The sequence below is a fragment of the Pseudomonas sp. NPDC087612 genome (assembly GCF_044743505.1).
GTDB lineage: Bacteria > Pseudomonadota > Gammaproteobacteria > Pseudomonadales > Pseudomonadaceae > Aquipseudomonas.
Window position 1 is genome coordinate 433422 of sequence record NZ_JBIUWO010000004.1, and the last position, 25508, is coordinate 458929.

Consider the following 25508-nt stretch of genomic DNA (forward strand, 5'->3'; position numbering starts at 1 on the left):
TCAGACCGCCGAGCTATACCGCCGAACGCCGTTCTCCGGCACCGGCAACTGCGCTGCGACACTGCCAGGCACGGCAAACACCACCAGGTGATCCGCCGCCACTTCGATCCCCACTTCGCTGCCGACCTGATGGTCATTGTGGCTCGGGAAAATCGCTTCCAGCTGGCTGCCGGTCGGCAGTTGCAGGCGGTAGAGGGTCGAGGCGCCGAGGAAACTCTTGCCGACGATCAGCGCTTTGAGCTCGCTGTCCGGTGCATGAATGATGTCGTCCGGACGCAGCAGCACATCCACGGCGCTGCCGGGCGTCAGGGTATAGGCGCGGTTGCCGCGCAGCTCGCCGAGCTCGGTGCGTACCGACTCCGGGCTGGTCAGCTGGCCACGAATGAAATAGCCCTGGCCGATGAAGCTGGCCACGAACGGTGTCAGTGGTTCGTGGTAGAGGTTGTAGGGGGTATCCCACTGCTCCAGACGACCTTCCTTGAACACCCCGACGTGATCGCTGACGGCAAAGGCTTCTTCCTGGTCGTGGGTGACCAGGATTGCGCTGGTGCCGCGGCTTTTGAGGATGTCGCGCACCTCGTGGCTCAGGCGTCGGCGCAGCTCGACATCGAGGTTGGAGAACGGCTCGTCGAGCAGCAGCAGTTGCGGCTCGGGCGCCAGCGCGCGGGCCAGGGCCACGCGTTGCTGCTGGCCACCGGAAAGCTCGTGCGGGTAGCGTTTGCCCAGGCCGCCGAGCTTGACCAGCTCGAGCATCTCGTCGACCACCTGGCGCTGCTGCGGGTGCTTGCCGATGCCGAAGGCGATGTTCTCGGCCACAGTCAGGTGCGGGAACAGCGCGTAGTCCTGGAACACCATGCCAATCCGGCGTTTCTCCGGTGCCAGGGTGAACCCGGCTTTGGAGATGACTTCGCCGCCCAGCTGGATTTCGCCCTCGTGCACCGGCTCGAAACCGGCGATGGCGCGCAGGGTGGTGGTCTTGCCGCAGCCGGAGGAGCCCAGCAGACAACCGATGTCGCCGGCGTTCAGGTGCAGGTTGAGGTTCTGGACGATGCGCTGCTCGCCATAGCCACAGGCGAGCTCGCGCAGGTTAAGCAGTAAAGGTTGACTCATGCGTGGTGATAGGCCGGTTCAACAAGAAATTCGAGAAGCGCCTTCTGTGCATGCAAGCGGTTTTCGGCCTGGTCCCAGGCGACCGAACGGGGGTCGTCGAGCAGGTCCAGGCTGATTTCCTCGCCGCGATGGGCGGGCAGGCAGTGCATGAACAGGGCATCGGGTGCTGCCAGGTCGAGCAGTTCGCGGGTTACCTGGTAAGGCGCGAACAAGGCCAGGCGCCGTGCAGTTTCCTCTTCCTGACCCATGGAAGTCCAGACATCGGTGCTCACCAGGTGGGCGCCCTGCAGGGCTTCTTTGGGTTCACGGAAGATTTGCACGCGGTCACCGGCCTGGGCCAGGAACTGCGGATTGGGCTCGAATTCGGCCGGGCAGGCGATGCGCAGCTGGAAGTCGAACTGGATGGCCGCTTCTATATAGCTGTTGCACATGTTGTTGCCGTCGCCGATCCAGGCCACGGTCTTGCCCTGGATGGCGCCGCGGTGCTCGAGGAAGGTCTGCATGTCGGCCAGCAGCTGGCACGGGTGCAGATCGTCGGACAGGCCGTTGATCACCGGTACGCGTGAATTGGCGGCGAATTCGGTCAGGGTGCTGTGGGCAAAGGTGCGGATCATCACCGCATCGAGCATACGCGACATGACGATGGCGCAATCGCCGATCGGCTCGCCGCGGCCCAGCTGTGTGTCCCGTGGCGAGAGGAAGATGGCCTGGCCGCCGAGCTGGATCATGCCGGCTTCGAACGACAGGCGGGTGCGGGTCGAGGACTTCTCGAAGATCATCCCCAGCACGCGATTTTTCAGCGGTTCGAACAGTACGCCGCGGTTACGCAGGTCCTTCAGCTCGATACCTCGACGGATCACACTGAGCAGTTCTTCGGGTGTGAAATCCATCAGGGAGAGAAAGTGCCTAGCGCTCATGTTTGACTACCTTTTTGCAACAGACCGCAGATCAGCCATACCGGTTTTTTTTAACAACGGAAGTGACCTGCGGCGAAAGCCGCACGGGGCGACGAATTAGGGGAAGACGCAATACTATAATTAAATGTCGCGTCATACCAAGAGGGGGTTTCGTCGCCGATGTTTCAGGCAGTGTCGTAACCCATTGGGCTGAAGCTTTTTTTATACGCTGCACAAGGGTTTTACACTGCCTGCCAGCGCCTTGGCAAACCCGGTAGCGGGCCTGCGCTGAATCGCCTTGCCTGATGGACGAAGATTCACGCGACGAACCTCACTGGCCGCAAGCTCGGGTCAGGCTCATAGTCGGTTGATCCCAGACACCCGAGCAAGAGGTGGCCATGAACAAGACCCAGCATCACCGTGCCTGTCATCTGTGCGAAGCCATCTGCGGCTTGACCCTGGAAATCACCCACGAGCCCGACGCCCCACTGCGTATCAGCTCGATCAAGGGCGACCCCGAAGACAGCTTCAGTCGCGGCCACATCTGCCCCAAGGCGGTGGCCCTGCAGGATATCCAGAACGATCCTGATCGCTTGCGCGCGCCGCACAAGCGCGTCGGTGACAGTTGGCAAGCCATCAGTTGGGAGGAGGCCTTTACACTGGCCGCGCAAAAGCTCTGGGCCATCCAGCAGGCCCATGGGCAGAACGCCGTGGCGGTCTACCAGGGCAACCCCAGCGTGCACAACTACGGGCTGATGACCCACAGCAACTACTTCCTCGGCCTGCTCAAGACCCGCAATCGTTTCTCCGCCACCTCGGTGGACCAGCTGCCGCACCACCTGACCAGCTACCTGATGTACGGCCACGGCTTGTTGTTGCCGATCCCTGACATCGACCACACCGAGTTCATGCTGATTCTGGGCGGCAACCCGCTGGCCTCCAACGGCAGCATCATGACCGTGCCGGACGTCGAGAAACGCCTTAAGGCGATCCAGGCCCGTGGCGGCAAGTTGGTGGTGGTCGACCCGCGCCGCAGCGAGACTGCGGCGATGGCCGACCAGCATGTGTTCATTCGCCCCGGCACTGACGCGGCGCTGCTCTGTGGCCTGCTCAACACCCTGTTTGCCGAAGGCCTGACTCGCCCCTCGGCCTTGCCGGTGGATGGCCTGGACAGGGTACAAGCGGCCATTGCGCCGTTCACCGCCGAGGCCATGAGCGCCCTATGCGGTGTCGACGCCACGGTGATACGCCAGTTGGCGCGGGATTTCGCCAGCGCCGACAAGGCCGTCTGCTACGGGCGCATGGGCGTCTCGACCCAGGCCTTCGGCACCTTGTGCCACTGGCTGGTGCAGTTGCTCAACCTGGTCAGCGGCAACCTCGACCGTGTCGGTGGCGCGCTGTGTACCGAGCCTGCGGTGGATCTGGTGGCGAGTACTTCAGGCGGGCATTTCAATGCCTGGCAGAGCCGGGTCTCGGGGCTGCCCGAGTATGGCGGCGAATTGCCGGTGGCGGCCCTGGCCGAAGAGATGCTGGTTGAAGGCCAGGGGCAGGTTCGCGCGCTGGTGACGGTGGCGGGCAACCCGGTGTTGTCCACGCCCAATGGCCGCCAGCTTGAACGCGCCCTAGACGGTCTTGAGTTCATGCTCAGCATCGACCTGTACATCAACGAGACCACCCGTTACGCCGACCTGATCCTGCCGTCCACCTCGGCATTGGAGAACGATCACTACGACACCACCTTCAACCTGTTTGCGGTGCGCAATGTCAGCCGCTTCAATCGGGCCATCCTGCCCAAGCCCGAAGGTGCCTTGCATGACTGGGAAATCTTCGTCGGCCTGGCCAAGGCCTTTGCTGCCCTTAGCGACAAGCCTTTGAAACCGACCCTGCCGCCGGCACAAATGATCGATATCGGCCTGCGCCAGGGCCGCTATGGCGAGGCCTCGGCGTTCAAGCTGTCGCTTGAGACCCTCGACCAGCACCCCCATGGCATCGACCTGGGCCCGCTGCAGCCCAACCTTGCTGCACGCCTGAAGACGGCTAACCAACGGATTCAGGCCGCACCCCAGGAAATCCTCGGCGACCTGCAGCGCTTTGCCGGGCAGCCGCCGCTGGCGGCGGGTCAACTGCTGCTGATCGGGCGCCGCCATGTGCGCAGCAATAATTCATGGATGCACAACTATCATCGCCTGGTGAAAGGCAAACCCCGTCATCAGTTGTTGATGCACCCGGACGACCTGGCGGGTCGCCAGTTGCAGGATGGCCAGCGTGTGCGCGTCAGCTCGCGGGTCGGCGAAATCGAGGTCGAAGTGCAGGCCAGCAGCGACATGATGCCGGGGGTGGTCAGCCTGCCGCATGGCTTTGGCCATGCCCGTGCCGGGGTGCGCATGGAAATCGCCCAGGGCCAGCCCGGCGCCAGCGCCAACGACCTCACCGATGAGCGCCAGCTCGATGCGGTGTCGGGTAATGCGGCGCTTAACGGCGTGCCAGTGCAGGTGGTTGCGGCCTGATATCGGCAAGGCCGAGCGTCCTGCTCGGCTTTCCGATACAATGCGTCACCGTGCCGACAACCAGGTCGGAAAGTTCAGCCGCGAGGTGCTTCATGGATATCATCGAAACAATCAAAGAGCAGATTGCCAACAACACCATTCTGCTTTACATGAAAGGCTCGCCGAATGCCCCGCAGTGCGGTTTTTCGGCCAAGGCGGCGCAAGCCGTGATGGGTTGCGGCGAGAAATTCGCTTACGTGGATATCCTGCAGAATCCGGAAATCCGCGCCAACCTGCCAAAATACGCCAACTGGCCGACCTTCCCACAGCTGTGGGTTGCCGGCGAGCTGGTCGGCGGTTCCGACATCATGGCTGAGATGTTTGCCAACGGCGAACTGCAGACCCTGATCAAGGACGCTGCAGCCAAGGCTGAGGCGGCCAAGGCCTGACCCCAGGTTTGGTCAAAAAAAGCCCCGCAGTGCGGGGCTTTTTTGTGCCTGTAGGGCAGGGCAGCGAACTTACTCGCCCATCTGCGACTGCAGGTAGTTCTCCAGGGAGACTTTGTCGATCAGGCTCAGCTGGGTTTCCAGCCAGTCGATGTGCTCTTCCTCGGCTTCGAGGATGTCTTCGAGCAGCTCACGGCTGCCGAAGTCGCCGACGGTCTCACAGTGGGCGATGGCGGCCTTGAGGTCGACCAGGCCTTTTTGCTCGATCTTCAGGTCGCACTCGAGCATTTCCTTGGTGTGTTCACCAATCAGCAACTTGCCCAGGTCCTGGACGTTGGGAATGCCTTCGAGGAACAGAATACGCTTGATCAGTTTGTCAGCGTGTTTCATCTCTTCGATGGATTCTTTGTACTCGTGCTTGCCGAGCTTCTCCAGACCCCAGTCTTCGTACATGCGCGCATGCAGGAAGTATTGGTTGATTGCGACCAGCTCGTTTCCGAGGATCTTGTTGAGATGCTGGATGACGCTAACGTCGCCTTTCATGATGGGGTCCTGCCCTGTAAGTGTGTCTATAAAGGCAAGTCTGAGCCCCGCAACTTCTACTGTCAAACCTAAGTTATTGAATAATAAATGAAAATTAATCGGAATAAGAATGTTTGTGTTCCGCGTTAAACCCCTAACTACTTGAATTACAGGCATAAAAAAACCGGACACTGGGTCCGGTTCTTGGAATTCGTTGAATTATGCTGCAGTAAATTCTACAGGATAGGGCAGGGCAGCCTGGCTGACCTGAAGCTCGGTGAGGGTTTCGCGCACCACCTGCTTGGCCAGGCAGGCACATTTGCCACACTGGCTGGCCACGTTGGTGGCGCTTCTGACTTCCTTGTAGCTGCAGCATCCTTCATAGATCGCATCGCGGATCTGTCCGTCGGTCACACCAACACAAAGACACACATACATAGGGCTGACCATCGCTGGTTAAGGCTCAATGCGAAGAAGCTTAATGTTAATGAGAATGCTTGTCAAAACTCTTTCTGTAATAGGCGAACTAGAGCGACCGACGGCAGATTGTCGAGCGTTCGGACTGAAATTCGGCGAGCGGCGCCGGGCGGTGTATGATGGTCGGCCATTTCGCTGCCGGGCCAGTGCATGCTGGCCTGTGCAAGATGATTCCACCCCATCAGGAGATATCGCATGAGCGTACTCGTTGGCAAAAATGCCCCGGACTTCACCGTTCCAGCTGTTCTGGGCAACGGCGAAATCGTCGACAGCTTCAACCTGGCTTCGGCCATCAAGGGCAAGTACGGCCTGGTGTTCTTCTACCCGCTGGACTTCACCTTCGTCTGCCCGTCCGAGCTGATCGCCCTGGACCACCGCATGGCCGAATTCAAGGCGCGTAACGTTGAAGTGATCGCCGTGTCGATCGACTCGCACTTCACCCACAACGCCTGGCGCAACACCCCGATCAATGCCGGCGGCATCGGTCAGGTCCAGTACATCATGGCTGCCGACATGAAGCACGACATCGCCAAGGCCTACGACGTAGAGTCCGAAGGCGGCGTAGCTTTCCGTGGCGCGTTCCTGATCGACGACAAGGGCGTTGTCCGCTCGCAGATCGTCAACGACCTGCCACTGGGCCGTAACATGGACGAACTGCTGCGTCTGGTCGACGCCCTGCAATTCCACGAAGAGCACGGCGAAGTCTGCCCTGCCAACTGGAAAAAAGGCGACAAGGGCATGACCGCTTCGCCAGAAGGCGTTGCTGCTTACCTGAGCGAGAACGCTGGCAAGCTGTAATTTGCCAGGCAAAAAAAACCGGCCTTGATGGCCGGTTTTTTTATGCGCGGTGCACAGGCTTCAGTCGTTGAAGTCCTGCCAGCCGCCCATTTCTTTCCAGCGGTTGACGATGCCGCAGAACAGCTCGGCAGTCTTCTCGGTGTCGTAACGCGCCGAGTGCGCCTCACGGCCATCGAAGTCGATGTCGGCGCTCTGGCAGGCCCGCGCCAGCACGGTCTGGCCATAGGCAAGGCCGGCCAGGGTGGCGGTGTCGAAGCTTGAGAACGGATGAAACGGGTTGCGCTTCATGTCGTGGCGGGCCACGGCGGCATTGAGGAAGCCCAGGTCGAAGCTGCTGTTGTGGCCGACCAGGATCGCCCGTTTGCAGCCATTGGCCTTGAGCGCCTTGCGCACGCCACGGAAGATGTCGGTCAGTGCCGACTCTTCGCTGACGGCCATGCGCAGCGGGTGATCGAGCTTGATCCCGGTGAACTCCAGAGCCGCTTGCTCGATGTTGGCGCCTTCGAACGGCTCGACGCGGAAGAAATAGGTGTGTTCCGGGAACAGGAAGCCCTTTTCATCCATGCCGATGGTGACCGCGGCGATTTCCAGCAGGGCGTCGGTGGCGCTGTTGAAACCGCCGGTCTCGACGTCGACCACTACCGGCAGGTAACCGCGAAAGCGTTCAGCCATCGGGTGGCGCGGACCGCCGCCATGACCTTCCTGGTCGTCTTCGTACTGATCTTCGCTCACGCAGTTTCCTCCAGCAGGCGCCAGCGCAGTTGCTCACCGGCGCGCAGCGGGATAACGGTCTGCTCGCCGAACGGCAAGCTGCTTGGGGCGGTCCAGCTGTCGCGGACCAGGGTAATCGTATCGGTGTTGGCCGGTAGGCCATAGAAGCTTGGGCCGTGCAGGCTGGCGAAGCCTTCGAGCTTGTCCAGCGCGTTACGCTGCTCGAATGCCTCGGCGTACAGCTCGATCGCGGCATAGGCGGTGTAGCAGCCGGCACAGCCACAGGCGGCTTCCTTGGCGTGCTGGGCATGGGGCGCCGAGTCGGTACCGAGGAAGAACTTGCTGCTGCCGCTGGTGGCGGCGTCCAGCAAAGCCACCTGGTGGGTGTTGCGCTTGAGGATCGGCAGGCAATAGAAGTGCGGACGAATGCCGCCCACCAGCATGTGGTTGCGGTTGTACAGCAGGTGCTGGGCAGTGATGGTCGCGCCGACGTTGGCCGGGGCCTCGTTGACGAACTGCACGGCTTCGCTGGTGGTGATGTGTTCGAACACCACCTTGAGGGTCGGGAAGCGCTCGACCACACGGCGCAGGTGCTCGTCGATGAACAGCTTCTCGCGGTCGAACACGTCGATCTCGGGGCGCGTTACTTCACCGTGCACCAGCAGTGGCATGCCGACCTCGGCCATGGCTTCGAGCACCGGGAAGATCTTGTCGACACTGGTGACGCCGGAATCGGAGTTGGTCGTCGCGCCGGCTGGATACATCTTGGCGGCATGGACAAAACCGGTGGCCTTGGCCGCGCGGATTTCCTCGGGCTGGGTGCGGTCGGTGAGGTACAGCACCATCAGCGGCTCGAAACGGCTGCCGGCAGGGCGTGCGGCAAGGATGCGCTCACGGTAGGCACCGGCTTGGGCGGCGTTGCGCACCGGTGGTACCAGGTTGGGCATGATGATTGCGCGGGCAAAGGTGCGCGCAACGTCACCGACGGTATGCGGCAATACAGCGCCATCACGAAGATGGATGTGCCAGTCGTCGGGACGCAGGAGGGTCAGGCGGTCGGACATTGGGGATTCCAGGCGGGTCGAACTCAAGGTGAATGCTACCGGAAAAGCCGGTTACGAGCACTCGCTATCAAGTTTTGCCGCGACCGACCGATAGCGTGCAGGTATACCGTGAAAATCTGTGGAGCCGCCCGTGCGCCAGCGTTATCTAGCCCTGCTCAGTGTGTTTGCCAGCATGCCCGCCATGGCACTCACTTTCCAGACCCGTCTGGAGAACGTCGAGTGGAAGGTCGAAGGCGATCAGTTCGAATGTCGGCTGGTTCAACCCATTGCCGATTTCGGCAGCGGCGAGTTCGTTCGCCGGGCCGGCGAGCAGCCAACTTTCCAGCTTCGCTCAAGCAGTAACGTCCTCGGTGCCGGTTCCGCCACCCTGCTGGCGGCGGCCGCGCCGTGGCAGCCCGGACGTGGCGATATCAACCTGGGCGCGGTGCGCATGGCCCGCAGCGGCGTGCTTTTTACCAGTTCCCAGGGCCAGGCCAGCCGCTTGATCAACGGCCTGCTCGATGGCCGCAGCACCGTGGTGCGCAACTACGCCGGTGAAGCCGGGCGGACCATGGAAGTGCGGGTGTTGCCGGTCAAGTTCAGCAAGGCCTACGGCGACTATCAGGCCTGCGCGGCAAAACTTTTGCCGATGAATTATGACCAGGTGCGTCAGGCGCGGGTCGGCTTCCCGGGCGGCGGCATTGACCTGGATGCCGATGCCCGGGCACGCCTGGACGTGATCCTCGACTTCCTCAAGGCCGACCCCACTGTTAACCATATCGAACTCGACGGCCACTCCGACAACAGCGGCAACCGCCTGACCAACCGCGACCTGTCGCGGCGCCGGGCACTGGCGGTGATGGAGTACCTCAAGGCCCACGGTATTCCCGAAGAGCAGATCACCGTGCGCTTCCATGGCGAGCGTTATCCGCTGGCGCGCAACAACAGCGCAGCCAACCGCGCGCGCAACCGACGGGTGAATATTCAGCTTGATCGGGTTACGCCTGTCGAAAAACCGCTGGAAAAGCCCGTTGAACCTGCAGCCAAACCACCGGCCGCACCTGCTGCCGCAGCCAGTACCGCGAAGCCCGTCGCCACGTCCTGAGGTGCGACCGTCCGTCGCGCTCTCGACAGTTCCTGTCGCTTTGTCGTCACAAGCTGTCGCCCCACTGTAAATTTTGTCGCAAGGCCGGTAGAATCGACGGCTTTCCGTACAACCCCGTGGAGTGATGGCATGGCGGACGTAAAAAAGGTCGTACTGGCGTATTCCGGCGGCCTTGATACTTCGGTGATTCTCAAGTGGCTGCAGGATACCTACAACTGTGAAGTGGTGACCTTCACCGCTGACCTTGGACAAGGCGAAGAGGTCGAACCGGCCCGCGCCAAGGCCCAGGCCATGGGCGTCAAGGAAATCTACATCGATGACCTGCGCGAAGAGTTCGTACGCGACTTCGTGTTCCCGATGTTCCGCGCCAACACCGTCTACGAGGGCGAGTACCTGCTGGGTACTTCCATCGCTCGTCCGCTGATCGCCAAGCGTCTGATCGAAATCGCCAACGAAACCGGCGCCGATGCCATTTCCCATGGCGCCACCGGTAAAGGTAACGACCAGGTCCGTTTCGAGCTGGGCGCCTACGCCCTCAAGCCAGGCGTCAAGGTCATCGCGCCGTGGCGTGAATGGGACCTGCTGTCCCGTGAAAAACTGATGGACTACGCCGAGAAGCACGGCATCCCGATCGAGCGTCACGGCAAGAAGAAGTCGCCGTACTCGATGGACGCCAACCTGCTGCACATCTCGTATGAAGGCGGCGTGCTGGAAGATACCTGGACCGAGCACGAAGAAGACATGTGGCGCTGGACCAAGTCGCCAGAAACCGCTCCGGACGTGCCGACCTACCTGGAACTGACCTACCGCAACGGCGACATCGTTGCTCTGGACGGCGTTGAAATGTCGCCGGCCACGGTGCTGGCCACCCTCAACCGCATCGGCGGCGAGAACGGTATCGGTCGTCTGGACATCGTCGAAAACCGTTACGTCGGCATGAAGTCCCGCGGCTGCTACGAAACTCCAGGCGGCACCATCATGCTGCGCGCCCACCGGGCGATCGAGTCGATCACCCTGGACCGCGAAGTCGCTCACCTCAAAGATGAGCTGATGGTCAAGTACGCCAGCCTGATCTATACCGGCTACTGGTGGAGCCCTGAGCGTCTGATGCTGCAACAGATGATCGACGCTTCGCAGGTCAACGTGAACGGTGTCGTGCGCCTGAAGCTGTACAAAGGCAACGTCATCGTCACCGGCCGCAAGTCCGACGATTCGCTGTTCGACGCCAACATCGCCACCTTCGAAGAAGATGGCGGCGCCTATAACCAGGCCGACGCAGCGGGCTTCATCAAGCTCAATGCCCTGCGCATGCGTATTGCTGCGAACAAGGGCCGCAAGCTGGTCTGAAGCTTGTTGTGCAGAAGAACCCCGGCCTGTGCCGGGGTTTTTTTTGCCTGAAGATTAGTGTGCCGGACCATTCAACGGCCGCGTCAGCAACACGGTTTGCCTCCTGCTTTCGAGATTGCACAAAATCCATTTGCTGTCCGGTGCGGGCGGGGATTTGAGTGCGTGCAAGGCGAAGTAGCTTATCAAGTCAGCCGCTGCGGGGCCGCGCAGGGTAATCGTGATGGTAGTGCATCCGCTATTAATGGCGGGTACTTTCGCTGTTTCGATTGCTTTCGGAGTTTCTATGGGGCGGTCGGCTGGAGTATCAACCGGACTGGTAGTAACAAGGGCGGGTACTGGAGGCTCAAGAGTAGTTTTTGCATCGGCAGTGTCAGGTGTTGGAATAACGCCTGGTGTCGGTTCGTTCAACTCAGGTGAGTAAAGGGATTTGTAGTTGAAGTTAAGGGTCAGGAAGAACAATACCGTGAGGAAGAACGGAAAACCCACCAGGAACCAGGTATAAATACCCTGGCTGTCTTCACCCAGAAATGGCAGCGAGGCTAGCGCCGAGGCTTCGATGATGCCGGCGAAAATCGCAATGATCGTCAAAGGGCTTTTCGGCTCGATTTTGCTCATCCAGGATTCCCATGTGCCCACCGGGGCAAGTTCGCAGTAGCTGCGAGGTTTACATGGGCTGCGCCATGCCAGGCAGCATGCTGTGTTTCTCGGTTGGGTAATGTGTCCAGTGCTGATATGTAACGATTATACACAAATTGCAATATTGGTTTTATCAAACAGGTCTATAGGATATTTCCTTCAGGTAATAAGGCTAGGTTTTATAGGTTATTTTATTCTCTGGTGCTACCGTGATAGAGAAAGTTTTTTACGGCCTTTACACGGTCTGCAATTACCAGCGAGATGTTGATTCCTTAAAGAATTATTGGTATTTCCCGCTTGTAGGATAATTCTTTAATGGTTGTAGGTTGTGTCCTTGTGTGCATTTGCTTGTTAATGGCGCAATACAATATGTCGTGTAACTAGGCTATTGTGCTGGCTCAAAAAATAGAACAGCGAACAATTGGATTTTGCCCATGAATAAAGTCCTGATCGTGGATGATCATCCGGTCATTCGCCTGGCTGTACGCATGTTGATGGAGCGGCATGGTTATGAAGTCATTGCCGAGACGGATAACGGCGTGGACGCATTGCAGCTGGCACGCGAGCATGGTCCGGATATCGTTATCCTGGACATCGGCATCCCCAAACTTGACGGCCTTGAGGTGATCGCCCGGCTGACCGCCAACAATGCCAGCATCAAAGTGCTGGTATTGACCTCGCAGGCGCCCGGGCATTTTTCCATGCGCTGCATGCAGGCAGGGGCTGCGGGCTATGTCTGCAAGCAGCAGGACCTGACCGAGTTGCTTAGCGCTATCAAGGCAGTGCTTTCCGGGTATAGCTACTTCCCCAACCAGGCGCTGCATTCGGTTCGCTCGAACCTGGGCGGCGCCAGCGAGGCGGACATGGTCGAGCGTTTGTCAGGCCGGGAGATGATGGTGCTGCAGCAACTGGCCCGCGGAAAAACCAACAAGGAGATTGCCGATGGCATGTTCCTCAGCAACAAGACGGTGAGTACCTACAAAACGCGATTATTGCTCAAACTCAATGCTCGCTCGTTGGTTGACCTGATCGAACTGGCCCAGCGCAACGGGCTTGTTTGAAATGCCCAGAAACAACAAAGCCTCCATCAAGGAGGCTTTTGTGATCTGTCGGTATCGATCCTTCAGAGGTCGAAGTCGTAATCGGCCAGCTGTTTTTGCAAGCGACGCTCTTCCAGCAGGTTGTCGATGGTGCGGCGTTTGCTCAGGTTGGTTTTTGCCACTTCAACCGGGACCTCGTCGTCTGCGTCTTCAGTGACGATGTCATCATCTACAACCAGGTCTTCTTTATCGGTGCTCATAAGTCACTCCAAGCCAAGAGGGCCATTGGCGCACCTTATAGCGAGAAATTTTGACCGGGTAAAAAAGATTTTTTCAATCGACCAAGCTGTCTTTTCACTATCGGCTCAATCGTCCGAAGTTTTCTGCTTGTACTCGCACAAATCTTCGATCCGGCAACTACCGCAACGGGGTTTGCGCGCCTGGCACACATAGCGCCCGTGCAGGATCAACCAATGGTGGGCGTCAAGCAGGTACGGCTTGGGCACGAACTTCATCAAGGCCTTTTCAACTTCCAGAACGGTCTTGCCCGGGGCAATGCCGGTGCGGTTGCTGACCCGGAAAATATGCGTATCAACGGCCATGGCCAGTTGCCGAAAGGCGGTGTTGAGCACCACGTTGGCGGTCTTGCGGCCAACCCCGGGTAGTGCTTCAAGCGCTTCTCGGGTTTCTGGTACCTGGCTGCCATGTTGCTCCATCAGCAGGCGACAGGTTTCGATGACGTTTTTCGCCTTGCTGTTGTACAGGCCGATGGTCTTGATGTATTCCGACAGGCCGTCAACACCCAGGGCATGGATGGCTTGCGGGGTATTGGCGACCGGGTACAGTTTGGCCGTGGCCTTGTTCACGCTGACGTCGGTAGCCTGTGCCGAGAGGATGACCGCAATCAGCAGTTCGAAAGGATTGGTGTAGGCCAGCTCGGTTTTCGGCTCGGGGTTGTCTTCATGCAACCTGCGAAAAATTTCCAGGCGTTTGGCAGCATTCATGGGGTCAAAGCGTTCCTTGACGACGGGAAAGGGCTCGCCGTTGGCAAACCCGGTTATACAGGGCGAGTATCAGGCCCAGAAGGATCAGGGCGCCGGGCAACATGCCGGCCAGGCGCAGGTTGGCAAACTCACTGAGCAGCTGGCGCGTGAACCCCGCGGCCATGCACAGCGCAGCAAATGCTGCCAGTGTGGTAGCTGCGGTACGCCAGCGGGCACTGTTACCCAGGGCCAGCTCGAACAGCAGGCATTGTACGGCGATCAATGCCGGATAGCGGCCCAGCTCCAGTGCCAGCGGCAGGGCCCAGGCGCGCAAGCCTAGCTCAAGGCAGGTGACCAGCAGGGCGGCCATCAGCACGCTTGCGAACAGGCGGGCGTCAGCGTCCAGCTGTTTGCGCAGGGGTGTCATGCACAGACGGTGCAGGCCGACGGCCAGCAGGCTTAACAGCGCCATGGTGCTGGCCTGCAGCAATGTCTGGGTGGCGCCCAGCACGGGCGCCAGGCTTATTGCAGCGAGCCATTGCCTATTCATCCGCACCTGCGCTTAGCAACTGTTGGCGATGCTCGTCGAAATAGCGCAAGGCATCGTGGGTGGCTTGAATGACGGCGCGGGAGGTGACGGTGGCACCGGCCAACTGATCGAACTGGCCGTTGTCACGCTTGAGCGCCCAGGCTGAATCAGGCGTGTTTTGCCGGCTGTTGCCGATAAAGCCTTGCAGCCAGGTGTTGCCGGGTTCCACCAGCTTGCCGCCCAGGCCTGGCGTCTCCTGTTGTTGCAGCACCTTGACGCCGATCAGGCGACCCCCCTCATCAATGGCAATCAGCAGGTCCAGCGGGCCGCCGTAACCCTGGCTCTGGCTGTGCAGCACAACGGCGCTCGGCTGGCCTTTCAAGGTTGCCAGATAGCCTGCGAGCAGCCGGCTGTGGTCCAGGTTGGTGGCGCCCAGAGTCAGGGGCTGTTGCAGCGGTTGGTTGTCGTAGGCCTGCTGCGCCAGCACGCTTAGCCAGCGTTGGGCCTTGAGTTGCTGCTCGGCGGCAGTGATGCGCGCGGTGGTGAACTGTTGCCAAAGCACCGTGCCACCCACGGCCAGCACGGCAAGGCTCAGTAGCAGCGCGGTGGTGCGAATCGACGAGGTGCTCATGATGTTTGCCCGCGTTCTGCCCAGCGCTCCAGGGATGGAACACAAAGATTCATCAGCAGGACCGCGAAGGCGGCGCCGTCGGGGTAGCTGCCCCAGGTTCTGATCAGGTAGATGAGCAAGCCTGCGCCGACGCCAAACAGCAGCTTGGCCTTCGGGCTTTTCGCTCCTGAAACCGGCTCGGTGACAATGAAGAACGCCACCAGCATGGTCGAACCGGACAGCAGGTGCAGCAACGGCGAGCCGTTTGAGTCCGAGCCCGAGCCGTTCCAGCACAGCAGGCTGGCCACGAACAGGCTGGCCAGCAGGCCGAGCGGCGCATGCCAACTGATGACCTTGCGTTGCACCAGAAGCAAGCCGCCGAGCAAAAAGGCCAGGTTGACGAATTCGCTGCCGCGACCGCCAAGGTGGCCGAAGCCTGGATGACTGGCGAACAATTCATCGATGGTCAGGCTGCGGTTGTTGCGCAGGCCGTCGAGTACCGTGGCTTGCGCCCAGGCGTCGGGCTGGTTGCCCAAATCAAGGCCGAACACTTGCTGCAGCGTGTCGGTCAGGCCTAGTACCTGGGTGACCGGCCACTGGGTCATGTGCTGCGGGAACGACAGCAACACCAGCGCATAGCCGAGCATCGCCGGGTTGAACAGGTTCTTGCCGACGCCGCCGTACAGTTGCTTGCCCAGGGCAATGGCACTGCTGGCGGCAATTGCTGGCAGCCACCAGGGCGCGTAGGCGGGCAGTGCCGCTGTCAGCAGCACCGCAGTCACCAGGGCGCTGCCGTCGTTCAGCGCGGGCAGGCCTGGCCGTTGTTGCAGTCGCAGCAGCGCCGCTTCAGTCGCCAGCGCCGCAACGGCGCACAGCAGCAGGTTCAGCAGCAGCCCCCAGCCATGCAGCCACAGCAGGGTCAGCAACCCGGGTGCGCTGGCCAGCAGCACCATGGCCATGGTGCTGCGCAGGCGCTCGCTGCTATCAGCCGTGGCCATTGGCGGCCGCCGGTTGCAGTGCTTGCAGGCGAGCCTGGGCCTGTTGCGCTTCGTGCTCAAGTTCAGCCAATTGTGCTTGCTGGGCCTGGTTCGGCGCCTCGCCAAAGGCGCTTCGGGCCTTGCTCAGTTGCGCCCGGCTCATGGCGGCGGCGATTTTTGCCTGCTTCAGCGCTGCATCGGCGGCCGCGGCTTTCTGCGCCTTGACCCGTTCGATGGCGGCCTTGATCGGGTCGTCGACAGTGGCGCCCGGCGTGGTGATTGTGGCAGTGGCCGCACGCTGGCTGCGGGCCAGGCGGTCGGCCTGCTTGCGGGCTTCTTCGCGCTGCAGGCGGTTGTTGCGCTGCTCGAAGCGCCGCCGCGCCTGGTTACGCTTGTGGCTGCGGGCCTCGAGGGTCTGGGTGTCTTCGGCCCGGCCGCCGACAATCGGCACGATGTTGCTGTTGGCGGTCAATGGCAGCAGGTCGATGCAGTCCACCGGGCAGGGCGCCACGCACAGGTCGCAGCCGGTGCATTCGGCGCTGATCACAGTGTGCATCAGCTTGGCCGCACCGATGATGGCGTCCACCGGGCAGGCCTGGATGCATTTGGTGCAGCCGATACATTCGGCTTCACGGATATAGGCGACTTGCGCCGGTGCACGGCCGCGCTCGTGGTCGAGTTCGATCACCGGCACGTGCAACAGCTTGGCCAAGGCTGCGATGGTTTCGCCGCCTCCGGGTGGGCATTTGTTGATCGCTTCGCCCGCCGCCAGGCCTTCGGCGTAAGGCCGGCAACCAGGATGGCCACATTTGCCGCATTGGGTCTGCGGCAACAGGGCGTCGATGCGTTGAATCAAGCTCATGGGTTGAATAGTCCGTTGAATCCGAGAAACGCCATGGCCATGATCCCGGCGCCGATCAGCTCGATCGGCAGGCCGCGAAAGGCCAGGGGGATGTCATCGTGGTCGCTGCGCTGGCGCAGGTCGCTGAACAGGCCCAGGGCCAGCCAGAACCCCAGGCCACCGCCCAGGCTCCAGCCCAGGGTTTGCAAAATCCCATAGCTGCCTTCACTGGCTTGCAGGCTCAAGCCTAGCAGCGCCAGGTTACCCACCATCAGGGGCAACAAACCGTCGAAGGGCAGGGTTGGCAGCAGGCGTGTCAGCACTGCGAGCAGCGGCTTGATCGGTAACACGCACAGCGCCAGGAACACGAACAGGCGCAGGTATTCAAGCTGCAGGGGCAGCAACGCCAGGTGATAAATCAGTTGCCCAAGCCCGACCGCCACTACCAGCGACACCAGGGTCGCCAGGCCCAACGCATGCACCTGGCGCCGATCCGGATCGGTGTCGCTGCGCAGCAAGGGGTCGATGGCCAGCCCCTGGTGCAGGACCAGGTTATTGATCAGCGCAGCGCTGACCAGGGCCAGGAAGAATTCGCTCATGAGGGGGCCGAATGCTGAGGCTGTCCGCCATTATCCGGCAATGACGCGAAGATGAGAACGCCCCGGCCGCAATCGGCCGGGGCGTGAGCCTTACTTGATGCGCTGGCCCGGCTTGGCGCCGCTGTCAGGGCTGAGCAGGTAAATTTCTTCACCGCCGGGGCCTGCGGCCATGACCATGCCTTCGGAGATGCCGAAACGCATTTTGCGCGGCTTGAGGTTGGCGATCATCATGGTCAGGCGACCTTCGAGCTTGGCCGGGTCCGGGTACGCCGACTTGATGCCGGAGAACACGTTGCGTTGCTCGTCACCGATGTCCAGGGTCAGGCGCAGCAGCTTGTCGGCGCCCTCGACGGCTTCGGCCTTGAGGATCAGGGCCACCCGAAGGTCGACCGCGGCGAAGGTGTCGAAGTCGATCTCGGCCGACAGCGGATCCTTGGCCAGTTCGCCATTGCCGGTGACAACGCTGGTCTGGCTGGCGGCCAGGTCTTCCTTGGAAGCGGCGGTCATGGCTTCGACCTTGGCCGGGTCGATGCGGCTCATCAGCGCCTTGAACGGGTTGAGCTGATGGTTGCTCAGGCGGGTCTGGTGATCGGCCCAGGTCAGTGGCGCGACATTGAGGAACGCCTCGGCGTCGGCGGCCAGCACCGGCAGCACCGGCTTGAGGAAGATTACCAGCTGGCGGAACAGGTTAATGCCCTGGGCGCAGATCGCCTGGACTTCGTCCTGCTTGCCTTCCTGCTTGGCCAGCGACCACGGCGCCTTGTCGGCGATCCAGGCGTTGGCGCGGTCGGCCAGGGCCATGATTTCGCGCATGGCACGGGCAAAGTCGCGGCCTTCGTAGGCTTCGGCAATACCCGGGGCGGCAGCGAGGAAGGCCTCGGTCAGTTCCGGTGCGGCGTCGCCGGCCACCATGACGCCGTCGTTACCCTTGTGGATGAAGCCTGCACAGCGGCTGGCGATGTTGACTACCTTGCCAACCAGGTCGGAGTTGACCTTCTGGATGAAGTCTTCAAGGTTCAGGTCGAGGTCGTCGACGCCGCGGCCCAGTTTGGAGGCGTAGTAGTAACGCAGGTATTCCGGCGCCAGGTGATCCAGGTAGGTGCGGGCCTTGATGAAGGTGCCGCGCGACTTGGACATCTTCGAACCGTTGACGGTCAGGTAGCCGTGCACGTTGATGCCGGTCGGCTTGCGGTAGCCGGCGCCTTCGAGCATGGCTGGCCAGAACAGGGCGTGGAAGTTGACGATGTCCTTGCCGATGAAGTGGTACAGCTCGGCTTTCGAATCCTTGTTCCAGAACGCGTCGAAGTCCAGCTCCGGGCGGCGGGCGCACAGGTTCTTGAAGCTGGCCATGTAGCCGATCGGGGCGTCCAGCCAGACGTAGAAGTACTTGCCCGGCTCGTCGGGAATCTCGAAGCCGAAGTACGGCGCATCACGGGAGATGTCCCATTCCTGCAGGCCGGCATCCAGCCATTCGGCGATCTTGTTGGCCACCGCGTCCTGCAGGGTACCGCTGCGGGTCCACTGCTGGAGCATGGCCTGGAAGTCTGGCAGCTTGAAGAAGAAGTGTTGCGAATCCTTGAGCACCGGGGTGGCGCCGGAAATCGCCGACTTGGGGTTCTTCAGCTCGGTTGGTGCGTAGGTGGCGCCGCATTTTTCGCAGTTGTCGCCGTACTGGTCTTCAGCCGCGCACTTGGGGCAGGTGCCCTTGATGAAGCGGTCGGCCAGGAACATTTTTTTGTCCGGGTCGAAATACTGGGTGATCGAGCGGGTAGCGATGTGCCCGGCGTCACGCAGCTTGAGGTAGATCTGGCTCGACAGTTCGCGGTTTTCTTCGGCGTGGGTCGAGTGGAAGTTGTCGAAGTCGACCAGAAAGTCGGCGAAATCCCCGCTGTGCTCGGCCTGGACGGCGGCAATCAGTTGCTCGGGGGTGATGCCTTCTTTCTCGGCGCGCAGCATGATGGCCGAGCCGTGGGCGTCGTCAGCGCAGACATAAATGCACTGGTTGCCGCGAAGCTTCTGGAAGCGCACCCACATGTCTGTCTGGATGTACTCGAGCATATGGCCAAGGTGAATGGAACCATTGGCATAGGGCAGGGCGCTGGTGACGAGAATCTGACGTGGCTCGGACATGGGGGCTCGGCTACTTTTTTCGGCTACTTGAGATGAAACGGTGATCGGCCACTATAAAACGCCGGGAAATATATTTCACCCCATGGACGTATCTGAAGAGGGATGACGGGTTAGCATAGTGGTCTGTTTTGCTCAGTCTTTATCACGGGAGTCTCCATGAGTGCCGTCACTCGCGCAGCCGTCGAAGCCGTTCTTCGCCAGTACACCGACCCATACCTGAACCAGGACCCGGTCAGCGCCGGCTGTGTCCAGGCCATTGATATCCAGGGCGATCGCGTCAGCGTGCAGCTGCAACTGGGCTATGCCGCCGGCCTGTTCAAAAATGGCTGGGCGCAGGTGCTGCAAACGGCTGTCGAAGGTCTCGACGGGGTTACCTCGGCGCGGGTCGAAATCAACTGCGTGATCGCCGCACACAAGGCCCAGGCGCAGATCCCGGGCCTGGCCAACGTCAAGAACATCATCGCCGTGGCCTCCGGCAAGGGCGGTGTCGGCAAATCGACCACCGCCGCCAACCTGGCCCTGGCCCTGGCTCGCGAAGGCGCGCGGGTAGGCATTCTCGATGCCGACATCTATGGCCCGAGCCAGGGCGTGATGTTCGGTATCGCCGAAGGCACCCGCCCGCAGATTCGCGAGCAAAAGTGGTTCGTGCCGCTCAAGGCCCACGGTGTCGAGGTCATGTCCATGGCTTTCCTGACCGACGACAACACGCCGATGGTCTGGCGCGGTCCGATGGTCTCCGGGGCCTTGCTGCAACTGGTGACCCAGACCGCCTGGGACGATCTCGACTATCTGGTGATCGACATGCCGCCTGGCACCGGCGACATCCAGCTGACCCTGGCGCAGAAAGTCCCGGTGGCCGGCTCGGTGATCGTTACCACCCCGCAAGACCTGGCGCTGCTTGACGCCAAGAAGGGCGTGGAGATGTTCCGCAAGGTCAATATCCCGGTGCTGGGCGTGGTCGAGAACATGGCCGTGCACATCTGTTCGAACTGCGGCCATGCCGAGCATCTGTTCGGTGAGGGCGGTGGCGAGAAGCTGGCGGCGCAGTACGGTGTCGAACTGCTGGCCTCGTTGCCGCTGTCGATGCTGATCCGCGAACAGGCCGACAGCGGCAAGCCGACGGCGATTGCCGAGCCGGAAAGCCAGATCGCCATGGTCTACCAGGAGCTGGCCCGTCAGGTCGGTGCACGGATCGTGTTGCAGGAAGCGGCGGCGCCGGCGATGCCGAATATCACTATCAGCGAGGACTGAGGTGATTTTCGCGGGGCAAGCCCGCTCCTACCGTAGGAGCGGGCTTGCCCCGCGATGAGGTCAAAATCCAGGGCATAAAAAAAGCCCCACCTGTTAAGGGCGGGGCTTTCTTCAAGCTGTAAAGCGGAAGTTAGATAACTTCTACTTCTTCAGCCTGCATGCCTTTCTGACCGCGGGTAGCGATGAAAGAGACCGCTTGGCCTTCTTTCAGGCTTTTGAAACCGTCAGCTTTGATGGCTTTGAAGTGTACGAACAGGTCGTCACCGGATTGTGGGGTGATGAAGCCGAAGCCTTTTTCATCGTTGAACCACTTAACGGTACCGGTTTGGCGATTGGACATGGTCTGTCTCCTTGGACAAAGTTAACTACGACTCAGGAAACGCCCTGGCCGAGACTGAGTGCAAAGAGGCAGAAAATTCATGAAGATGGGTTGATCGAAATCTTGCATCAGGTAGATATTCTCAGTGACACGTGCAGCACAGTGGCGTCACCTTAACCCTTTTTCCAGAACGTGCCAATGGTCTTGTGACGCTTTCTCATAATTCATGACTGACGGTGCCTCGCGCTCCCGTGCAGGCCCCGTGGTACGGGGATCCGACGGTTGATGCTGCATGGAACTTTGAACCCGGCGCCGGGCCCGGTAAGATGCGCCACAGAATTTTTTCACCACGCAATTTCAGGACACCCCGCCATGAGCATCAAATCGGACAAGTGGATTCGCCGCATGGCGCAGGAACAGGGCATGATCGAGCCGTTCGTCGAGCGCCAGGTGCGCGGTGAGAGCGACAACCGGCTGATCTCCTTCGGCGTCTCCAGCTACGGCTACGACGTGCGCTGCGCCGACGAATTCAAGGTGTTCACCAACATCAACTCGGCGACCGTCGATCCGAAAAACTTCGACGCCGGCAGCTTTGTCGACGTCAAGAGCGACGTCTGCATCATCCCGCCGAACTCCTTCGCCCTGGCCCGCACCGTCGAATACTTCCGTATCCCGCGCAACGTGCTGACCATCTGCCTGGGCAAGAGCACCTACGCCCGCTGCGGCATCATTGTCAACGTCACCCCGCTTGAGCCCGAGTGGGAAGGTCACGTGACCCTGGAGTTCTCCAACACCACCACGCTGCCGGCGAAAATCTACGCCAACGAAGGCGTGGCGCAGATGCTCTTCCTCGAATCCGACGAAGAATGCGAAGTGTCCTATAAGGATCGTGGCGGTAAATACCAGGGCCAGCGCGGCGTTACCCTGCCACGCACCTGAGGCGACAAGGCGAGGGAATTCCTTGCCTGCGGCGTACTCCAATGAGTTGAATTGTTCCGCCCGGCAACACGCCAGGCGGACGTCAACCAGGAGCCGCCCATGAAACTCGACCCGACCATCAGTGCCAAGCTGGCCGTGCTGCAGCCCAACAGCGTTGGGATGTTGGCCTGGTCGCTGCTGGCCCATCCGCACCCGCACATCCTCCACGCAGGCGGCGTGCCCGGTCAGCCTGATCCAGACACGCCTATCCCTGCACAGCCGGGTGATACCCCGCCGATGGAGCCGGGTGAGCCCACTCTGCCTGACGAGCCGCCACCGGCCCCCGTCGCCTGACTGCTACTTGAGGTTGCCGCTGAGAAACTGACGCAGGCGTTCGCTTTTTGGATTGCCCAGTACCTCGTCCGGCGGCCCTTGCTCCTCCACCAACCCCTGGTGGAGGAACATCACCTGGCTCGCCACCTTGCGTGCGAAGGCCATTTCGTGGGTCACCATGATCATGGTCCGGCCCTCTTCGGCCAGGCCCTGAATCACCCGCAACACTTCGCCGACCAGCTCCGGGTCCAGTGCCGAAGTCGGCTCGTCGAACAGCATGACTTCCGGCTCCATGGCCAGTGCCCGGGCGATAGCCACCCGTTGCTGCTGGCCGCCGGAGAGAAATGCCGGGTATTGATCGGCCACCCGCGGTGCCAGGCCGACTTTGTCCAGGTAGCGCCGGGCGCGTTCTTCGGCCTCGTGCTTGCTCACGCCCAGCACCCGTCGCGGCGCCATGGCGATGTTGTCCAGCACGCTCAGGTGGCTCCACAGGTTGAAGTGCTGGAACACCATGGCCAGGCGCGTGCGCAGGCGCTGCAGCTCGTCCGGATCGGTGACGTGCAGGCCATGATGGTCCTGGGTCATGTGCACCGGCTTGCCATCGAGGGTCATGCTGCCTTCGTTGGGTTGCTCGAGGAAGTTGATGCAGCGCAGGAAGGTACTCTTGCCCGAGCCGCTGGCGCCGATCAGGCAGATCACGTCGCCGGTCCTGGCCTTGAGCGATACGCCTTTGAGCACATGGTGCTCGCCGTAGCGTTTGTGCAGGTCTTCGATGGTCAGTTTGTACATGCGCAGGCTCTAAAGGTAAGGGGTCAAGGCGACAGCAGGTAGCCGCTGCGGTAGGCCTGGTTGCCGGCCACATGGGCGATGACCATGCCGGCGGTGGCCATGCGCCGCAGCGAGCGGGCATAGAGCAGGCCGGGCTGGCTGTTGCGCACCGGGGTGACCCGGTCGCTGAGTGGGTCGATAACTTCGGCGATCAGTTGGTCCGCTTGCAGGTACTGGCCCGGCTTGGCGTGGAACACCAACAGGCCGCCCAGCGGCGTTGCCACCGGTTCCACCCCGGCCAGCGGCGTTGCCGGGTAGCTGAGGGCGGGCAAGGTGGCAGGTTCGCCTTCAATGGCGCCGTAACGGGTCAGGTACTCGAGAATCGCCGTGCAGTCCTGTTCCGCCAACGGATGGCTGACATCGCCCTGGCCACGCAATTCGACGGTCACCGAAAAGCTGCCCTGGGGGATCGGGAACTGCTTGGCGAAGCGCTGCTGCAATTGCCACCAGACCAGGGTGAAACATTCATCGAAGGACTGCCCGCCCGAGTCGGTGGCCAGCAGGCTGGCCTGGGCGCCCAGGTAGCGCGACAGCGGTTCGACCTGCGGCCAGGCTTCGGGCGTGGTGTACAGGTGCGCCACGGCTTCGAAGTCGCAATGCAGGTCGAGCACCATCTCGGCGTCGCAGGCCAGGCGTTGCAGGGTCAGGCGCTGGGATTGCAGCGGGGTGTGGGCGGCATGGGCATCCAGGGCGCGGCGCAGGCTTTCGCGGATCAGGGCAATGTTGTGCTGCGGGTCCTGGGTCAGGTGATCGGCAATCTGGTCGCCGATCTGGTCGCTCAAGTCAACGAAGTGGCGGTTGAAGTTCTCGCCGCTTTGCAGCTCGTAACGGCCCAGCGGCACATCCATCAGTACCTGTTCCAGGCCTACCGGGTTGGCGATCGGCACCAGCACGATTTCGCGGCGCAGCAGGCCCTGGGCCTCAAGTTCGGTCAGGCGTTGCTTGAGGTGCCAGGCCACCAGCATGCCGGGCAGTTCATCGGCATGCAGCGAGGCCTGGATGTAGATTTTGCCGGCGCCGCGGGGGCCGAAGTGAAAGCTGTGGATCTGGCGGGCAATGCCTGGAACCGGTGCCAGAATGTCATGGGTCGAGTGATGCATATCAGTCCTAGTGTGTCGGTCCTAGAAAAGCCAGCCAGCGACGTTCGGCGATGCGAAACAGCCCTACCAGGGCGAAGGTCACGCACAGGTAGATCAGCGCGGCGATGCCGAACGACTGAAAGGTCAGAAATGTGGCCGAGTTGGCGTCGCGGGCGACCTTGAGGATGTCCGGCACGGTGGCGGTGAAGGCCACCGTGGTGGAGTGCAGCATCAGGATCACTTCGTTGCTGTAGTAGGGCAGCGAGCGGCGCAGCGCCGACGGCATGATGATATAAGCATAAAGTTTCCAGCCGCGCAGGCCATAGGCCTTGGCGGCCTCGACTTCACCATGGTTCATGCTGCGGATCGCCCCGGCGAAAATCTCCGTGGTGTAGGCGCAGGTGTTGAGGGCAAAGGCGAGGATGGTGCAGTTCATCGCATCGCGAAAAAAGCTGTCGAGCAGCGGCTGCGCGCGCACCGCTTCCAGGCTGTAGATCCCGGTGTAGCAGATCAGCAACTGGATATACAGCGGCGTGCCGCGGAACAGGTAGGTATAGAACTGCACGGGCCAGCGAACCCAGAAGCGCGGCGAAACCCGCGCAATAGACAACGGGATCGAAACCACGAAGCCAATCGCCAGGGCTGCGGTGAGCAACCACAGGGTCATGGCCAGGCCGGTGATGTGGGTGCCGTCGGTGTAGAGGAAGGCACGCCAGTATTCCTGCAAGAGCTCGATCATCGGATGGCCTCCCGGGTGCCGACGTTGTAGCGCCGTTCCAGCCAGCGCAGGGCGACGTTGGAGGCGCTGGTGATCAACAGGTAGATGAACGCCGCGACCATCAGGAAGTAGAACAGCTGGTAGCTGCTCTTGCCGGCGTCCTGGGCGGCCTTGACCAGGTCGGCCAGGCCGATGATCGACACCAGAGCAGTGGCCTTGAGCATCACCATCCAGTTGTTGCCGATGCCGGGCAGGGCGAAGCGCATCATTTGCGGAAAGACCACGAAGCGAAAGCGTTGCAGGCGCTTGAGGCCGTAAGCAGTGGCCGCTTCGACCTGGCCGCGCGGCACGGCGAGAATTGCGCCGCGAAAGGTTTCGGTGAAATAGGCGCCGTAGATGAAGCCCAGGGTGATGACCCCGGCGGCGAATGGGTCGATCTCGATGTATTCCCACTCCATGGCGTCGGTGAGGCTGGTCAGCCAGGTTTGCAGGCTGTAGAAAATCAGCAGCATCAGCACCAGGTCAGGCACGCCGCGAATCAGCGTGGTGTAGGCCTGGGCGATCAGGCGTAGCGGGCGCAGCGGCGAGAGCTTGGCACTGGCGCCGAGCAGGCCCAGGCCAACGCTGACCAGCAGCGACATGAAGGACAGTTTGAGGGTCATCCAGGTGCCCTGCAGCAGCAAGGGGCCGAAGCCCTTCAAGCTGAATGCCGAGAGCCCCAGGAACTGCAGCAGGTCTTCGAACATGAAGCGAACCTATGCCAGTGGACGCGATCA

At 61.3% G+C, this 25508-nt stretch carries 28 protein-coding genes and 1 pseudogene; 9 read left to right on the forward strand and 20 right to left on the reverse strand.

The genetic code is table 11. The features are described 5' to 3' along the window. Together ACIOVF_RS10820 and argF are read right to left on the reverse strand one after the other, a co-directional pair. Positions 1-1110 carry an ABC transporter ATP-binding protein gene (locus ACIOVF_RS10820; protein ID WP_045197726.1) on the reverse strand — a complete coding sequence of 370 codons (1110 nt, stop codon included), beginning with the start codon at positions 1108-1110 and terminating at the stop codon, positions 1-3. Beyond that, the gene (argF, locus tag ACIOVF_RS10825) at positions 1107-2027 is read right to left on the reverse strand and encodes an ornithine carbamoyltransferase (protein ID WP_045197728.1); all 921 of its coding nucleotides are present in this window, start codon (positions 2025-2027) and stop codon (positions 1107-1109) included. Before argF ends, ACIOVF_RS10820 begins: the two co-directional genes overlap by 4 nt. A gap of 377 nt (positions 2028-2404) precedes the next feature. On the opposite strand from argF, the gene ACIOVF_RS10830 reads away from it, so the two are divergent. After that, the gene (locus ACIOVF_RS10830) at positions 2405-4513 is read left to right on the forward strand and encodes a molybdopterin oxidoreductase family protein (RefSeq protein ID WP_401289340.1); all 2109 of its coding nucleotides are present in this window, start codon (positions 2405-2407) and stop codon (positions 4511-4513) included. A 92-nt stretch (positions 4514-4605) separates the two neighbouring features. Then, positions 4606-4941: a Grx4 family monothiol glutaredoxin gene (gene grxD, locus ACIOVF_RS10835; RefSeq protein ID WP_045197731.1), complete on the forward strand. Its 336-nt coding sequence runs from the start codon at positions 4606-4608 to the stop codon at positions 4939-4941. 69 nt (positions 4942-5010) lie between these two features. Here the strand turns inward: grxD and bfr are convergent, their stop codons facing one another. Together bfr and ACIOVF_RS10845 are read right to left on the reverse strand one after the other, a co-directional pair. Continuing rightward, a complete protein-coding gene (gene bfr, locus ACIOVF_RS10840) occupies positions 5011-5481 on the reverse strand; it encodes a bacterioferritin (RefSeq protein WP_045197734.1) in 471 nt (156 codons plus the stop codon). Between the two features lie 198 nt (positions 5482-5679). Beyond that, positions 5680-5898, reverse strand: a complete 219-nt coding sequence (locus tag ACIOVF_RS10845) for a bacterioferritin-associated ferredoxin (protein WP_010221037.1) — start codon at positions 5896-5898, stop codon at positions 5680-5682. Positions 5899-6132: 234 nt separating this feature from the next. Here ACIOVF_RS10845 and ACIOVF_RS10850 point away from each other — a divergent pair, with 234 nt between their 5' ends. Beyond that, the gene (locus tag ACIOVF_RS10850; protein ID WP_010221038.1) at positions 6133-6735 is read left to right on the forward strand and encodes a peroxiredoxin; all 603 of its coding nucleotides are present in this window, start codon (positions 6133-6135) and stop codon (positions 6733-6735) included. Between the two features lie 60 nt (positions 6736-6795). On the opposite strand, the gene rnt is transcribed toward ACIOVF_RS10850, so the two are convergent. Further along, positions 6796-7407, reverse strand: a complete 612-nt coding sequence (gene rnt, locus ACIOVF_RS10855) for a ribonuclease T (RefSeq protein WP_267954172.1) — start codon at positions 7405-7407, stop codon at positions 6796-6798. Between the two features lie 56 nt (positions 7408-7463). Next, the gene (pyrC, locus tag ACIOVF_RS10860) at positions 7464-8510 is read right to left on the reverse strand and encodes a dihydroorotase (protein WP_093380133.1); all 1047 of its coding nucleotides are present in this window, start codon (positions 8508-8510) and stop codon (positions 7464-7466) included. A 130-nt stretch (positions 8511-8640) separates the two neighbouring features. On the opposite strand from pyrC, the gene ACIOVF_RS10865 reads away from it, so the two are divergent. Continuing rightward, the gene (locus ACIOVF_RS10865) at positions 8641-9594 is read left to right on the forward strand and encodes an OmpA family protein (protein WP_045197739.1); all 954 of its coding nucleotides are present in this window, start codon (positions 8641-8643) and stop codon (positions 9592-9594) included. A gap of 129 nt (positions 9595-9723) precedes the next feature. Then, positions 9724-10941, forward strand: coding sequence for an argininosuccinate synthase (locus tag ACIOVF_RS10870; protein WP_038999115.1), 1218 nt, complete (start codon positions 9724-9726; stop codon positions 10939-10941). Positions 10942-10995: 54 nt separating this feature from the next. On the opposite strand, the gene ACIOVF_RS10875 is transcribed toward ACIOVF_RS10870, so the two are convergent. Next, positions 10996-11556, reverse strand: a complete 561-nt coding sequence (locus ACIOVF_RS10875) for a hypothetical protein (protein ID WP_401289349.1) — start codon at positions 11554-11556, stop codon at positions 10996-10998. A 455-nt stretch (positions 11557-12011) separates the two neighbouring features. Here ACIOVF_RS10875 and ACIOVF_RS10880 point away from each other — a divergent pair, with 455 nt between their 5' ends. Then, positions 12012-12638: a response regulator transcription factor gene (locus tag ACIOVF_RS10880; RefSeq protein WP_045197743.1), complete on the forward strand. Its 627-nt coding sequence runs from the start codon at positions 12012-12014 to the stop codon at positions 12636-12638. 62 nt (positions 12639-12700) lie between these two features. Here ACIOVF_RS10880 and ACIOVF_RS10885 read toward each other — a convergent pair whose 3' ends face one another. The 8 genes and pseudogenes from ACIOVF_RS10885 to metG all read right to left on the reverse strand — a co-directional run bounded on the left by ACIOVF_RS10885 (position 12701) and on the right by metG (position 19286). Continuing rightward, positions 12701-12877: a PA3496 family putative envelope integrity protein gene (locus ACIOVF_RS10885; protein WP_045197746.1), complete on the reverse strand. Its 177-nt coding sequence runs from the start codon at positions 12875-12877 to the stop codon at positions 12701-12703. 105 nt (positions 12878-12982) lie between these two features. Beyond that, complete coding sequence (gene nth, locus ACIOVF_RS10890; RefSeq protein WP_045197747.1) at positions 12983-13621, reverse strand: endonuclease III; 639 nt, start codon at positions 13619-13621, stop codon at positions 12983-12985. A gap of 4 nt (positions 13622-13625) precedes the next feature. Then, positions 13626-14150, reverse strand: a complete 525-nt coding sequence (locus tag ACIOVF_RS10895) for an Rnf-Nqr domain containing protein (RefSeq protein ID WP_045197749.1) — start codon at positions 14148-14150, stop codon at positions 13626-13628. Beyond that, entirely contained in the window at positions 14143-14760 is a 618-nt protein-coding gene (locus ACIOVF_RS10900) for an RnfABCDGE type electron transport complex subunit G (RefSeq protein WP_401289354.1), read from the reverse strand. Before ACIOVF_RS10900 ends, ACIOVF_RS10895 begins: the two co-directional genes overlap by 8 nt. Further along, positions 14757-15737, reverse strand: a complete 981-nt coding sequence (locus ACIOVF_RS10905; RefSeq protein WP_093380146.1) for an RnfABCDGE type electron transport complex subunit D — start codon at positions 15735-15737, stop codon at positions 14757-14759. The genes ACIOVF_RS10900 and ACIOVF_RS10905 overlap by 4 nt, the downstream gene beginning before the upstream one ends. A 4-nt stretch (positions 15738-15741) precedes the next feature. Further along, positions 15742-16578, reverse strand: a pseudogene (gene rsxB / locus ACIOVF_RS10910) (electron transport complex subunit RsxB); the annotation flags it as partial. Continuing rightward, positions 16575-17156 carry an Rnf-Nqr domain containing protein gene (locus ACIOVF_RS10915; RefSeq protein ID WP_045197758.1) on the reverse strand — a complete coding sequence of 194 codons (582 nt, stop codon included), beginning with the start codon at positions 17154-17156 and terminating at the stop codon, positions 16575-16577. The pseudogene rsxB and the gene ACIOVF_RS10915, both read right to left, overlap by 4 nt. A gap of 90 nt (positions 17157-17246) precedes the next feature. Next, a complete protein-coding gene (metG, locus tag ACIOVF_RS10920) occupies positions 17247-19286 on the reverse strand; it encodes a methionine--tRNA ligase (RefSeq protein WP_045197760.1) in 2040 nt (679 codons plus the stop codon). A gap of 156 nt (positions 19287-19442) precedes the next feature. Here metG and apbC point away from each other — a divergent pair, with 156 nt between their 5' ends. After that, the gene (gene apbC, locus ACIOVF_RS10925; RefSeq protein ID WP_045197762.1) at positions 19443-20537 is read left to right on the forward strand and encodes an iron-sulfur cluster carrier protein ApbC; all 1095 of its coding nucleotides are present in this window, start codon (positions 19443-19445) and stop codon (positions 20535-20537) included. Between the two features lie 130 nt (positions 20538-20667). Here the strand turns inward: apbC and ACIOVF_RS10930 are convergent, their stop codons facing one another. After that, a complete protein-coding gene (locus tag ACIOVF_RS10930; RefSeq protein ID WP_010221054.1) occupies positions 20668-20877 on the reverse strand; it encodes a cold-shock protein in 210 nt (69 codons plus the stop codon). Positions 20878-21228: 351 nt separating this feature from the next. On the opposite strand from ACIOVF_RS10930, the gene dcd reads away from it, so the two are divergent. Beyond that, the gene (gene dcd, locus ACIOVF_RS10935; RefSeq protein WP_401289359.1) at positions 21229-21795 is read left to right on the forward strand and encodes a dCTP deaminase; all 567 of its coding nucleotides are present in this window, start codon (positions 21229-21231) and stop codon (positions 21793-21795) included. Between the two features lie 99 nt (positions 21796-21894). Beyond that, the gene (locus ACIOVF_RS10940) at positions 21895-22128 is read left to right on the forward strand and encodes a hypothetical protein (protein WP_045197764.1); all 234 of its coding nucleotides are present in this window, start codon (positions 21895-21897) and stop codon (positions 22126-22128) included. Positions 22129-22131: 3 nt separating this feature from the next. On the opposite strand, the gene ACIOVF_RS10945 is transcribed toward ACIOVF_RS10940, so the two are convergent. The 4 genes from ACIOVF_RS10945 to ACIOVF_RS10960 are packed head-to-tail and all read right to left on the reverse strand — an operon-like array spanning position 22132 to position 25478. Further along, positions 22132-22896 (reverse strand): ABC transporter ATP-binding protein, encoded by a 765-nt coding sequence (locus tag ACIOVF_RS10945; RefSeq protein ID WP_045197766.1) that lies wholly within the window; start codon positions 22894-22896, stop codon positions 22132-22134. Between the two features lie 23 nt (positions 22897-22919). Beyond that, positions 22920-24035: a succinylglutamate desuccinylase/aspartoacylase family protein gene (locus ACIOVF_RS10950; RefSeq protein ID WP_093380152.1), complete on the reverse strand. Its 1116-nt coding sequence runs from the start codon at positions 24033-24035 to the stop codon at positions 22920-22922. A gap of 7 nt (positions 24036-24042) precedes the next feature. Further along, positions 24043-24753, reverse strand: a complete 711-nt coding sequence (locus ACIOVF_RS10955) for an ABC transporter permease (protein ID WP_038999132.1) — start codon at positions 24751-24753, stop codon at positions 24043-24045. Then, positions 24750-25478 (reverse strand): ABC transporter permease, encoded by a 729-nt coding sequence (locus ACIOVF_RS10960; protein ID WP_045197771.1) that lies wholly within the window; start codon positions 25476-25478, stop codon positions 24750-24752. The genes ACIOVF_RS10955 and ACIOVF_RS10960 overlap by 4 nt, the downstream gene beginning before the upstream one ends. Positions 25479-25508: the final 30 nt, after the last annotated feature.

Coding starts and splice junctions, on each gene's coding strand:
- ACIOVF_RS10960 (WP_045197771.1), bottom strand. CDS start 25,478: ATGTTCGAAGACCTGCTGCAGTTCCTGGGGCTCTCGGCATTCAGCTTG.
- ACIOVF_RS10900 (WP_401289354.1), bottom strand. CDS start 14,760: ATGAGCACCTCGTCGATTCGCACCACCGCGCTGCTACTGAGCCTTGCC.
- ACIOVF_RS10885 (WP_045197746.1), bottom strand. CDS start 12,877: ATGAGCACCGATAAAGAAGACCTGGTTGTAGATGATGACATCGTCACT.
- bfr (WP_045197734.1), bottom strand. CDS start 5,481: ATGAAAGGCGACGTTAGCGTCATCCAGCATCTCAACAAGATCCTCGGA.
- ACIOVF_RS10845 (WP_010221037.1), bottom strand. CDS start 5,898: ATGTATGTGTGTCTTTGTGTTGGTGTGACCGACGGACAGATCCGCGAT.
- ACIOVF_RS10875 (WP_401289349.1), bottom strand. CDS start 11,556: ATGAGCAAAATCGAGCCGAAAAGCCCTTTGACGATCATTGCGATTTTC.
- ACIOVF_RS10950 (WP_093380152.1), bottom strand. CDS start 24,035: ATGCATCACTCGACCCATGACATTCTGGCACCGGTTCCAGGCATTGCC.
- ACIOVF_RS10880 (WP_045197743.1), top strand. CDS start 12,012: ATGAATAAAGTCCTGATCGTGGATGATCATCCGGTCATTCGCCTGGCT.
- ACIOVF_RS10930 (WP_010221054.1), bottom strand. CDS start 20,877: ATGTCCAATCGCCAAACCGGTACCGTTAAGTGGTTCAACGATGAAAAA.
- pyrC (WP_093380133.1), bottom strand. CDS start 8,510: ATGTCCGACCGCCTGACCCTCCTGCGTCCCGACGACTGGCACATCCAT.
- ACIOVF_RS10915 (WP_045197758.1), bottom strand. CDS start 17,156: ATGAGCGAATTCTTCCTGGCCCTGGTCAGCGCTGCGCTGATCAATAAC.
- apbC (WP_045197762.1), top strand. CDS start 19,443: ATGAGTGCCGTCACTCGCGCAGCCGTCGAAGCCGTTCTTCGCCAGTAC.
- ACIOVF_RS10870 (WP_038999115.1), top strand. CDS start 9,724: ATGGCGGACGTAAAAAAGGTCGTACTGGCGTATTCCGGCGGCCTTGAT.
- ACIOVF_RS10850 (WP_010221038.1), top strand. CDS start 6,133: ATGAGCGTACTCGTTGGCAAAAATGCCCCGGACTTCACCGTTCCAGCT.
- ACIOVF_RS10940 (WP_045197764.1), top strand. CDS start 21,895: ATGAAACTCGACCCGACCATCAGTGCCAAGCTGGCCGTGCTGCAGCCC.
- ACIOVF_RS10945 (WP_045197766.1), bottom strand. CDS start 22,896: ATGTACAAACTGACCATCGAAGACCTGCACAAACGCTACGGCGAGCAC.
- rnt (WP_267954172.1), bottom strand. CDS start 7,407: ATGGCTGAACGCTTTCGCGGTTACCTGCCGGTAGTGGTCGACGTCGAG.
- metG (WP_045197760.1), bottom strand. CDS start 19,286: ATGTCCGAGCCACGTCAGATTCTCGTCACCAGCGCCCTGCCCTATGCC.
- nth (WP_045197747.1), bottom strand. CDS start 13,621: ATGAATGCTGCCAAACGCCTGGAAATTTTTCGCAGGTTGCATGAAGAC.
- ACIOVF_RS10895 (WP_045197749.1), bottom strand. CDS start 14,150: ATGAATAGGCAATGGCTCGCTGCAATAAGCCTGGCGCCCGTGCTGGGC.
- ACIOVF_RS10955 (WP_038999132.1), bottom strand. CDS start 24,753: ATGATCGAGCTCTTGCAGGAATACTGGCGTGCCTTCCTCTACACCGAC.
- ACIOVF_RS10905 (WP_093380146.1), bottom strand. CDS start 15,737: ATGGCCACGGCTGATAGCAGCGAGCGCCTGCGCAGCACCATGGCCATG.
- grxD (WP_045197731.1), top strand. CDS start 4,606: ATGGATATCATCGAAACAATCAAAGAGCAGATTGCCAACAACACCATT.
- ACIOVF_RS10830 (WP_401289340.1), top strand. CDS start 2,405: ATGAACAAGACCCAGCATCACCGTGCCTGTCATCTGTGCGAAGCCATC.
- argF (WP_045197728.1), bottom strand. CDS start 2,027: ATGAGCGCTAGGCACTTTCTCTCCCTGATGGATTTCACACCCGAAGAA.
- ACIOVF_RS10820 (WP_045197726.1), bottom strand. CDS start 1,110: ATGAGTCAACCTTTACTGCTTAACCTGCGCGAGCTCGCCTGTGGCTAT.
- dcd (WP_401289359.1), top strand. CDS start 21,229: ATGAGCATCAAATCGGACAAGTGGATTCGCCGCATGGCGCAGGAACAG.